Source organism: Caballeronia sp. GAWG2-1 (assembly GCF_023631405.1).
Classification (GTDB): Bacteria; Pseudomonadota; Gammaproteobacteria; order Burkholderiales; family Burkholderiaceae; genus Caballeronia.
The window spans coordinates 1-348 of record NZ_JALQDD010000068.1 but is presented as its reverse complement, the minus strand read 5'-3'; the positions used below and the strand labels follow the sequence as shown (position 1 = coordinate 348).

At 63.8% G+C, this 348-nt stretch carries 1 protein-coding gene; it reads left to right on the top strand.

What is annotated here, in order from left to right; all coding sequences use genetic code 11:
* Positions 1-16: 16 nt before the first annotated feature.
* Positions 17-348: RHS domain-containing protein (locus NCR98_RS33270; protein ID WP_250528598.1), on the top strand; the 332-nt coding region annotated here is incomplete at its 3' end.

Sequence of the window (348 nt, the reverse complement as noted above, 5' to 3'; positions counted from 1 at the left end):
ACCGGTCGCGCAGCGCATGCACACGCTCGACGCGGAGTACCAGTGGACGCGCGCCTCGCTCTATCTGCATGAGCCGGGGACGTTCGTGCCGCTGGCGCGGCTCGATGAGAAACTGGTCGAACCGGCGTTCCTCGCCACTGGCACGGACGGGCGTTTTGTGCAGGTGCCCGCGAAGTCGAAGCATGCGACGGTGTTCTATCAGAACGATCATCTGGGCACGCCGCAGGAGTTGCTCGATGAGTCTGGCAAGGTGGTTTGGCTTGCGCGCTACAAGGCGTGGGGCGGGCGAAAGGATGCGCCCTATGGTAAGGAAGACCCGGCTGAGACGGATAACGCGATCCGGTTTCC